Here is a 10,406-nt window from a genome sequence, read left to right on the forward strand (position 1 = left end):
AACCGGTACCGTTCCACTCCCCTGCCGGTGATCTGCGCTACGACCTGGAGCTGGCCATTCCCTACTCTGGTTCTATTCTCATCGCCAATGGATTTATCCAGAAATATTTCGTTCCTTTCGGATTCCAGATTCCCCATGCCTTTAAAAAGGTATATGAACTCACCTTTGACCAGGGATTATTCGTGCGTGTAGAAGACCGCTCTGAAGCTGCCCGTCAGCTGCGCATCGAATATAAGGAACCCCTGCCACCGGAAAAGAAACTGCGGCTGCGCGTCGCACACTGGTTCAATAAACCAGAAGAATATGGTTTTGACGATGAAACGCTGGCCCAGTATATGGACCTGAGTTACGATACAAAATATCTCTTTTAACAGCCGACGGGAGACAATCAGCCGATTGTCTCCCGTCAGTTCATAAACACATATATATCCGGTCCTTACCGGACTGGACAGCGCTTGTATTGTGTTATGCAATAAGTGTTTACATGTATAGTATACGTCCCGTTAAACGTATAAGCAATCCATAGGGATCACATTTTAAACAACCATGACTCCCATTTCAGACTAAAACGCCTGTCAATGCCCAAATAAAGGCCCTGACAGGCGTTCCTGCATCTGGTACATAATTAAATGCCAGATTGATGCCAGATTATTTTTTAAGAGCCGTCAGCGTACCGGCTATTACACGCGTAACTTCCGCAACTGTTTCCAGATCAACTGATTCGTCCGCACTGTGGATAGCAAATGTCGTCGGTCCGACCGAAACAATGTCCAGATCCGGGTTCATGGCAAAGAAATACCCCGTTTCCAGACCGCCATGCATCGCTTCGATGCGGGGTGTACGGCCCAGTTCTTTTTCATAAACGGCAGTCATGGCCGGAGTCAGGACACTGTGCGTGTTTTCTGACCAGGCCGGAGCCGGTGCAGACGCTTTGAAAGTAAATCCCGTCACTTCTGCAAATACCGGCAGGGACAACAGCATTTCCTGCAGGCGGGCATCGGAAGAGGAACGGGGGAAATACTGGATGTCCACCGAATCGGCACCGATATGAATCGTACCAATATTAGAAGACAGGTCCGGCAGTTTCGGCAAATGCTGATTCATAGCGAAGACGCCGAAGTGAAGCAGATTAAGGATCTGTACGACAGCACGGCTGTCTGCTTCAGAAATAGTTTTTTCCGGTACATCTGTTTTTTCTGCTTTCAGGGATAACGTCGTTTCTACAGCCCCATATACGGCTTTATGTGCCGCTTCTCCTTCGGCAGTAAGCTGGCATGCCTTATCTGCATCTGCATCAGAAAGAACAATGACAGCCTGGGCAAGGGACGGAATGGCATTAGCCGCATCGCCGCCGTCATAGGAAGCCAGTGTATAGGAAATACCCGCCTGATGGAGACGCCGCAGGACGAGAGCCAGCGCTTTTATAGCATTGCTCTTTCCCTGATTAATTGTTTCACCCGAATGACCTCCGATAAAGCCCGATGCCGTTATCTTCAGAGCAGCTGTCCCTTCTGCTTCCTGCCAGGAAACAGGACGGCTGAAATAGGTATGAACACTGCCGGCAGAAGCCACACAGATAACATCGACAGATTCAGAGTCACAGTTAATGACATAATGGGCATCCTGAACATATTGGGAATCCAGATGGGTGGCACCGGTCATACCTACTTCTTCATCTACTGTAAAGATCAGGCGCAGCGGACCATGGGCAAAATCCTGCTGAATGAGGAACATAGAAATGGCAATAGCCATACCGTCATCAGCACCCAGGCTCGTCCCATCAGCAGAAAGCGTCTTGCCATCCCGTTTGATGGTAATAGGATCTTTCAGCGGATCATACGCGCGTCCTGGTTTAGCCACACAGACCATATCCATATGGCCTTGTATAATCGTCAGCGGCACATCTTCATATCCTTTTGTCGCCGGTACATCGGCAATGATGTTGTTGACTTCATCCTGAACAACGGAAGCACCGAGTTGACGAAGCCGGGCAGCAATATAGTCACTGACTTCTTTTTCATGACCTGATTTGCGGGGATGCCGGGCAAGGCCTGCAAATTCCTGCAAAACGCCTTCAATAATCTTTTCATTTTCCATTGGAAATTCCTCCTTATGTCTAGAAATATCCATACGCGAGTATTATAACACGTTTATACAAAAGAAACACCTCGGCTATTATTCTCTCCTTGCATAATTATCTATAAGCAAAGATAATATAACCGTTTCTTGTTATATTTTAAATCATTATGATTTGAATGACAGTTCAAAAAAAATATGCTATAGTGAAACAAGCTAGCTGTTATACGGCCAATTATTTATTTTTTATGCGGGAGGTCTGATTATGAAACGTCAATTTAATCTGACTGCCACGTCCCCCACATTACCGGAATTAACATTCCGGGGCATGTTCCTGGGCATGCTGATTACCGTTATCTTTACGGCATCCAATGTCTATCTGGGGCTCAAAGTCGGTCTGACATTTTCGTCATCTATTCCGGCGGCAGTCATCTCCATGGCGATCCTGCGCATGTTCAAAAACTCCAATATTCTGGAAAATAACATGGTACAGACGCAGGCATCTGCCGCGGGCACTTTATCAGCTATTATCTTTATTCTTCCTGGTCTGCTCATGCTGGGATACTGGCAGGGATTTCCATTCTGGCAAACGTTATTGCTCTGCGCATGCGGCGGTTCATTAGGGGTATTATTTACTATACCACTGCGGCGCGCCATGGTCGTCAACAGTGACCTTCCCTATCCGGAAGGCCGGGCGGCAGCAGAAATCCTGAAAGTAGGCAGTGAAATCCGCCGCGAAGAAGCTGCCGGCGAAGATACGAGCAAAAAAGAAACAGGGATGAAAGATATCGTTCTCGGTACTGGCATGGCCGGTATCTTCAGTTTCTGTGCCAACGGACTGCACATTGCTTCTTCTGAATTCAGTCACTGGATACAGATTGGCAAGGCGGTCACCCAGCTCCCCATGGGCTTTTCCATGGCGCTTCTCGGCGCCGGCTACCTTATCGGTATCGCCAGTGGCATCGCTATTTTGACGGGGACACTGCTGGCCTGGGTCATCTTCGTACCCTACCTGACATCAGTCATCTCTCCGGCAGAAGGTCAGAGTGCTGCCGCCTTTGCCCAGGCTATCTGGGCCCAGAAAGTACGTTTCATCGGCGCCGGCTGTATCGGTATCGCTGCTATCTGGACACTGATTCGTCTGGCCAAACCGGTCGTTGACGGTATCAAAATGTCCATCAACGCTATCCGGGCCAATGACACGGAAGAAAAACAGATCCTTCATCATACGGATATCGACATGTCGCCCAAATCGGTCGGCATTGTATTCCTCGTAATCCTGGCCGGACTGTTCGTAACGTTCTACTCGTTCGTCAGCGCCGCCGGTCTTCCGACGACAGTTACCATTATTTACATCGTCGTTGGTATCCTGGTCGCCATGCTCATGGGATTCTTTGTTGCCGCAGCCTGCGGCTATATGGCAGGTCTCATCGGTACATCAGCCAGCCCGATTTCTGGCATAGGTATCCTGGGCATCATCGTTTCTTCACTGGTTGTCCTCGGTATCGGTTCATCCTTCGGCGTCTTTGCCACGCCAGAAGGTACTCAGTTCGCTACGGCACTGGCCATCTTTATCACAGCCGTCATCGTCAGTATCGCCGCTATTTCCAACGATAACTTGCAGGACCTCAAAACCGGTTATATCGTCGGCGCCACGCCTTGGAAACAGCAGGTAGCCCTGATTCTCGGTTCTGTCATCGGTGCCTTCGCCATCGCGCCTGTACTGAATCTGCTCTATCAGGCTTACGGATTCACAGGGGCCCTTCCCCGTGCCGGCATGGACCCGTCCCAGGCCCTCGCCGCTCCCCAGGCAACGCTGATGACAACGATTGCACAGGGCATTTTCAGCGCCAGCCTCGATTGGAATTACATTTTGTTTGGCATTGTCGTAGGTATCGCTGCCATTATTGTCGATATGCTCCTGAAGAGTCATACGAAATCCCTGGCCCTGCCACCTCTGGCTATCGGCATGGGTATTTATCTGCCGCCGACTTTGGAAATTCCGCTGGTCATCGGCTCTGTCATGGGCTGGTTCATCCACCGTTATCTGCACCAGCGTGCAGCGCTCCGCAGCCCTGGTCATGAAGAAGAAGATGTGGAAGCCTGCAATCACCGTGGCGTCCTCTTTGCATCGGGCCTTATCGTCGGTGAAAGCCTCGTAGGCGTCATTATTGCCCTGATCATCGTCGTATCTGTTACGTCTGGTGGCAGTGAAAATCCGCTGGCACTGGTCGGCAAAGACTTTGAAACAATCGCAAACGGCATTGGATTTGCCGCATTCATTGCGACAATTGCTATTTTCGTCCGTCATATTGTCACGACGAAATTTACTCCGGAAAAATGAGTTCATTAAAATAAAATTAGAATTACATTAAAATTTGATTAAAGTTTATACAGAACGGCGTTAAAATAAAACCTTTAACGCCGTTCATTTTTGCATAAATATTTATTTTGTAACGATATATCCATCAATTCCATAACAGGAAGATCCATAACATAAGAAAATTTTTTTACTTTCATTTCCATCTCTCGTAGTCCGTGCGGAGCCCCTGACGGCTGGCGTGGTACCAGCCGTCGGTGCGGACGGAGAGATGCTGCAGGAACTGGTATAACTCGTCTTCCCCGGTCAGGTCATAGCGCAGAGAAAAGCCGCACGAGGCAACTAGTTTTCCCGGCGTCGGTACGATGCGAACGGAAAGGCCGTGAGCCCTTCCTTCCTTTTCTGCTGTCATGGCCTCCCGCGTTTCGGGGAACAGGATCAGACCATACCGTTCCGTCATGGTCGTACGACGCGGTTGGCCGTACGCAGGATTTCAATGATACGGTAGAGATTGGTAATCTCCCCAACGGCCACTTTCTCCGTCAAACCGTAGTAATTGAGGCAGGCTCCGCAGGCATAAATCTGCACACCGGCCGCAGCCAGTTCCTGCAGATCAGCCAGAGACTCCGACGTATCCGTCACCAGGGGTACACCACCGTTGTAGAACAACATCATATCGGGCAGTACATCTTGTTCCTTCAGAGTGTAAATAAAATTTTTGAGCAGCGTCCGGCCAAACGTTTCGTCACCCGTCCCCATAGTCGGAGAATTGATGACGACGATGTATGAATCGTCCCGTACAGCTGTAGTTTGCGCAACCGGTTCCGGAACAGCTTCTGCCGCCTCTCCTTTCGTGATGACCACCGTATAATGGGCCGGGCCATCTTCGGTTACGCTGCACGAGCAGCCCAGCTGACGGGCCATTTTCTGCAGGTTTTCTGTAGCTATCCTGTTATCGACCAATGTCTGTACGGCATCGTGTTCCTTCAGTGCCTTGCGGGTCTCAATGACCGGCAGCGGGCAGGCTTTGCCCAGAGCATTTACTTGAAACATATCCTTCACTCCTCATCCAATATAGATTTCTTTTTCCTTCTTTTCCGTGACGACGCCGATATCCGACGCCGGAATATGACCGGCCTGAAGGCGCGCTACCAACATCGGCGCCTGACCGGCCTCACAGGATACGAGCAGGCCTCCCGATGTCTGGGGATCGAAGACGATTTCTTCCAGGGCGAAGTCCTGTCGTTCAAAGGCCACCTTGTCTTCCAGAAAATCGCGGTTCCGCTGTCCTCCTGCCGTGAAGATGAAGTGTCCGGCTCCCCAGTAGGCTTCCTCAAAGTACGGCAGACGGGACGTATCGATGCGGGCCGAGCAGGCACCGTGAAGCATTTCATGAAGATGGCCGCAGAGGCCGAATCCCGTCACATCGGTACAGCCGTGCACACCGGCGGCATCGCGGATGATATCCATGGCATAGGCATTGAGCGTACACATACTGTCTACGGCCTGCTGGAAACCTTCTTTACTGATTTCACCGGCACTGTATCCAATGGTCAGGATACTGACTCCCAGGGGCTTGGTGAGAATGAGATGATCGCCGGCCACACAGGCATCGTTGCGCAGGATGCGGTCCGGATGGACGGTACCAGTCACAGCCAGGCCGTATTTCACCGTCCGGTCGTGAATGGAATGGCCCCCCGACAGGAGTCCGCCAGCTTCCTTAACCTTTTCCGCCCCACCACGCAGAATCTCCCGGAGAATAGCGAAATCCTGTTCTTCCGGAAAGGCGACGATATTGAGAGCCGAAAGGACCCGGCCGCCCATAGCATAAACGTCACTCAGTGCATTAGCCGCACCAATCTGGCCAAAAAGGTAAGGATCGGTTACCATAGGCGGGAAAAAATCCACCGTCTGGATGAGGGCCAGGTCATCCCGCAGACGGATGACAGCCGCATCATCAGACCCATCAAACCCGACAAGCAGATCCGGGCTCTCCCGGCGCGGAAGGTCCTGGAGCAGTGGCCCCAGATTACCTGCCCCTATCTTGGCATTACAGCCGCCACAGACGACGAGCTGATTCGTATCCATCGTATCGCCTCCATTTTTTTTAGCTTCCCTAATTATTTTTCTTTCTTTTCATTATACTCCCTGCAAAGAAAAGAGACAATGCAGTGTTGGGAGGGAATTTAAAAAAGGAACTGTGCATGATAGCATAGGCTTTCATGTACAGTCCCTTTTGTCAGGAAGCGGCCCGTATTTACGCCGCCGTTTCTGTATGCGTTTCTTTTGTATTGGCGTTTTCTTTAATAGTCATGGTCACCAGAACGGACACGACGGTGGCACCGACCAGGCAGGCAAAGCTGGTGCCGAAACTACCTCCGGCGAGCTGGATGAGATAACCGATGATGATTGGCGAAAGGAAGCCGGCAATCTGACCGGCCATATTGACAAATCCCATAGCCCGGCCGGTGATTTCACTGGAAATGGAACTCATAGGCAGTGCCATCAGGGCGCCAAAGGCCCCATAGAGGAAGAAGCCGCTCAGGGTTTCACAGATGATGGCCATAGTCGCATCGGGTACGGCAAAGGTCAGATACAGGAAAATCGCGCCGGGAATCTGGGTGATGATAACCGGCATTTTCCGGTTGTGCGTAAAATACTTGTCCGACAGCCAGCAGAACAGGATGACGCCAGCCGTACCGGCAAAGAACGGCATGGACGCTGTGATGCCCATCTTGGTCATTTCAAAACCCCGGGCTTTGACGAGATAGCTGGGCAGCCAGGACAAGAAGCCCCAAAGAGTGATATCAAAGAAGAAAAAGCTGACGAAGGTCCGCCATACAGCCGGTACCTTGATAATCTGCCAGAAGGAGATTTTTGCCTGTGCCGTCTGTTCCGTATGGTCTTCTTTGAGTTCATCCAGTTCGGCCTGGCTGATGCCCTTGCTGTCAGCCGGATTGTCGGGAATAAAGAACTTAATCAGCAGGCACATAATGATGCCCGGGATGAACAGCGAATAAAAGACCATGCGCCAGCCCCAGGCAGCCATGATAGCAACGACGAACAGCGGTGCCAGTGCCGGCCCGAAGGCATTGGACGACATCATGAGCCCCGTCGCCGTGCCGCGGTCTTTGGCCGGGAACCAGTTGGAAATCGTCCGGTACGACGCGGCCGGGAAAATTCCTTCACCGACGCCAAAGGCAACGCGGACCAGGAGCATGTGGACGAGATTATTGGCAAAGCCCGTAATAGCCGTAAATACGGACCACCAAGCGATGCCGGAAAACATTACCTTCTGAGCGCCGAAGCGGTCTGCCAGAAGGCCGCCGGGAATCTGACAGAGCGCATAGCCTACGAAAAAGGCACTCATGACGCCGCCCATAGCGACCGGTGTCAGCCCGAATTCATCAGAAATGTAAGGAATAGCCGTAGCCATGACCATGCGGTCCAGATAGGCGGTAACCCATATAATAAACAAAATGATAACTACCGTATTGCGGTGCTTCCAGCCACCATTGCTGTTTGCCATGATTCTCCCCCTTGCCGGGATGCCGTCATACTCCCCTCGACGGCATCTCCTATCCCACGGATTTAGTATTCGTTAGTCGATCAGATATTTTTCTGCCAGTTCGGCATAGAACCGCACCGATTCATACAGGCGGTCGAGGCGGATATATTCATCCGGCTGATGTGCCATATGCTGTTCCCCCGGTCCGTACACGATGAGAGGAATATGAGTGTGAGGCAGGAATACGGCCGCGTCTGTATAACACATAAAGCCGTTCGGTTCGGGATTGCGGCCCGTCACGTCCTGCTGCACATCACGGCAGAGGCGGACGAAGTCGTCGCCGGCCTTAGTTTCTACGGCAGCCCGGTCGCTCAGGACTTCAATATCGGCCATAAATTCCGGTATTTCTTGTTTGACTTCATCGCACATGCGCTGGAAATCGGCGATGATATCCTTATGCACCTGGCCGGGGACCGTGCGGATATCGACGGTCAGTTCGCAGCGGTCGGGTACGACATTAGTCTTAAAACCACCGTGCAGCGTGGCAATATTCATGGTCGGTTTCCCCAGGATAGGGCTTTCCGTATACTGGAACTGGTACTGCAGCAGTTTATCCAGGAATTTATTCATGTGAATTACGGCGTTGACGCCTTTTTCCGGCATCGCTCCGTGGGAGGTCTGCCCGTGGGTCGTCACTTTCAACCAGAGAGCGCCTTTTTCACAAATAGTGATTTCGTTGTAATTCGGTTCGCCGATGACGATGGCACCTACGCCGTCAAGTCCACCTGATTTCAGCAGGTCCCAGGCGCCGAGACTGTCCGTTTCTTCATCGATGGAAGCGGCAAATACGAGGTCCCCTTTAAGAGCGGCTCCCGATTTCTTGATGGCTTTAACGACATGCATCATCGCAGCCAGACCGCCTTTCATGTCCGATGCCCCCAAGCCATAGAGTTTGCCGTCTTTGACGACAGCCCCCCAGGGGTCTTCCGTCCAGTTTCCCGGCGGAACCGTGTCGAGATGGCCGTCGAAAAGCAGGGCTTTCCGTTCACCGCTGCCTTTGATCCGCGCCACGACGTTAGCCCGGCCGTCGCCCATATCGCGCACTTCGGCTTCAATGCCGGCTTTTTTGAAATCATCGGCAATCCACTGAGCCAGAACTTTTTCATTACCCGGCGGGTTGACCGTATTAGTCTGGACAAATTTGGTCAGGATGTCTTTTACTTCCTCATTACTGAGAGCTGATGCAATCGTTTCGTTCATGATACTCACGCCTCCAATAAAATATGTCCCGGTGGCGGACCGGGACAGATATTCCCCTTTTCTTTCCCAAGAAATGAGGACGTTACGCATACCACACGCCTGTACTATACAATACTATTTCCACTCTAAATAGTCAAGTGTCCATTCAAAACAGACATATCATATTTGTTATGCATTTCGTTCATCTTTGCAGGGCACTTATCTTTTTCAGGGCGACAAGGGCTGCGTCCAGGTCATCCCGTGTCGTAAAGGATGAAAGGGAAAAGCGCACGGCTCCCTGTTCTTTTGTTCCCAAAGATTCATGCAGGAGGGGAGCACAGTGAAATCCCGGCCGCGTAGCGATGCCATAGGTCTCCCAGAGTATATCACTGACGACGGTTGATTCAGCACCGGGGAAATTGACGGCAAAGACGGGGACGCGCGGACCGGAAACATCGCCATAGAGTACTAGATCCGGAATCTGCTGTAGTCCCTGGAGAAAATAGTCACTCAGAACCGCCTGCTTCCGCTGCAGCTTCTGCCAATGGTCCCGTATATAGGACATGCCGGCACTCAGGCCGGCAATGCCGGCGACATTGGCCGTCCCCGCTTCCAGTATGGCAGGGACACCGCCGGGCTGGTCGTGGTCAAAGGCATGGACGCCATCGCCACCGGTCAGGACCGGCCGGACCGGTGCATCGCGGCGGATGCAGACACCGCCCGTTCCTCCCGGTCCGTAGAGTGATTTATGACCCGTAAAGCAGATAGCCGTTATCGTCCCGTCCGACACATCGATGGGAACGACGCCAGCCGACTGGGATGCATCGATGACGAGAAACAGGCCATGGGCTTTACAGAAAGCCCGTATGCGGGATATATCCAGCACATTTCCCGTCACATTGGACGCATGATTGCATACGACCAGCTTCGTTTCCAGCCGGAGTTTCTGCTCCAGTTCCTCATAACGGAGCTGCCCCGTGCGGGCATCACTGCCGATAAAATCTACGGTGGCACCTTCTTTCTCCAGCTGGTACAACGGGCGCAGGACGGCATTGTGTTCCCACATCGTCGTCAGTACGTGGTCTCCCGGACGCACCAGTCCCTTGAGGACCAGATTGAGCGCCGTCGTCGAGTTGTGCGTAAAGGCCACCTCATAATCCTGCCCGGCAGAAAACAGGCCTTTTACCTGCTCTTTGGCCTCCAGCACCAGTTCATACGCCCGCAGGGAATACCCGTGGGCGCCACGGGACGGATTGCCATACA

8 protein-coding genes and 1 pseudogene are annotated in these 10,406 nt (G+C 52.0%); 2 read left to right on the plus strand and 7 right to left on the minus strand.

What is annotated here, in order from left to right; all coding sequences use genetic code 11:
• A pseudogene (locus DBO31_RS06845) lies at window positions 1-371 on the plus strand (hypothetical protein); the annotation flags it as partial.
• A 277-nt stretch (window positions 372-648) separates the two neighbouring features.
• Here DBO31_RS06845 and pepD read toward each other — a convergent pair.
• Complete coding sequence (gene pepD, locus DBO31_RS06850) at window positions 649-2,097, minus strand: beta-Ala-His dipeptidase (RefSeq protein ID WP_150824766.1); 1,449 nt, start codon at window positions 2,095-2,097, stop codon at window positions 649-651.
• Between the two features lie 244 nt (window positions 2,098-2,341).
• Between pepD and DBO31_RS06855 the strand changes: the two genes are divergently transcribed.
• The gene (locus tag DBO31_RS06855) at window positions 2,342-4,420 is read left to right on the plus strand and encodes an OPT family oligopeptide transporter (protein ID WP_150824767.1); all 2,079 of its coding nucleotides are present in this window, start codon (window positions 2,342-2,344) and stop codon (window positions 4,418-4,420) included.
• A gap of 172 nt (window positions 4,421-4,592) precedes the next feature.
• Here the strand turns inward: DBO31_RS06855 and DBO31_RS06860 are convergent, their stop codons facing one another.
• The 6 genes from DBO31_RS06860 to DBO31_RS06885 all read right to left on the minus strand — a co-directional run.
• Window positions 4,593-4,856, minus strand: a complete 264-nt coding sequence (locus DBO31_RS06860; protein WP_059076340.1) for a DUF3343 domain-containing protein — start codon at window positions 4,854-4,856, stop codon at window positions 4,593-4,595.
• The gene (gene yedF / locus DBO31_RS06865) at window positions 4,853-5,449 is read right to left on the minus strand and encodes a sulfurtransferase-like selenium metabolism protein YedF (protein ID WP_059076339.1); all 597 of its coding nucleotides are present in this window, start codon (window positions 5,447-5,449) and stop codon (window positions 4,853-4,855) included. The genes DBO31_RS06860 and yedF overlap by 4 nt, the downstream gene beginning before the upstream one ends.
• Window positions 5,450-5,461: 12 nt before the next feature.
• Window positions 5,462-6,484, minus strand: coding sequence for a selenide, water dikinase SelD (gene selD / locus DBO31_RS06870; RefSeq protein ID WP_150824768.1), 1,023 nt, complete (start codon window positions 6,482-6,484; stop codon window positions 5,462-5,464).
• Window positions 6,485-6,653: 169 nt separating this feature from the next.
• Window positions 6,654-7,925 carry an MFS transporter gene (locus tag DBO31_RS06875; protein ID WP_075581770.1) on the minus strand — a complete coding sequence of 424 codons (1,272 nt, stop codon included), beginning with the start codon at window positions 7,923-7,925 and terminating at the stop codon, window positions 6,654-6,656.
• Between the two features lie 72 nt (window positions 7,926-7,997).
• Entirely contained in the window at window positions 7,998-9,164 is a 1,167-nt protein-coding gene (locus DBO31_RS06880) for a M20 family metallopeptidase (protein WP_059076336.1), read from the minus strand.
• Window positions 9,165-9,345: 181 nt separating this feature from the next.
• The coding region (locus DBO31_RS06885; RefSeq protein ID WP_150824770.1) for an aminotransferase class V-fold PLP-dependent enzyme at window positions 9,346-10,406 on the minus strand (1,061 nt) is incomplete at its 5' end.

The organism is Megasphaera sp. DJF_B143 (assembly GCF_900320625.1).
GTDB classification, from domain to species: Bacteria; Bacillota; Negativicutes; order Veillonellales; family Megasphaeraceae; genus Megasphaera; species Megasphaera hexanoica.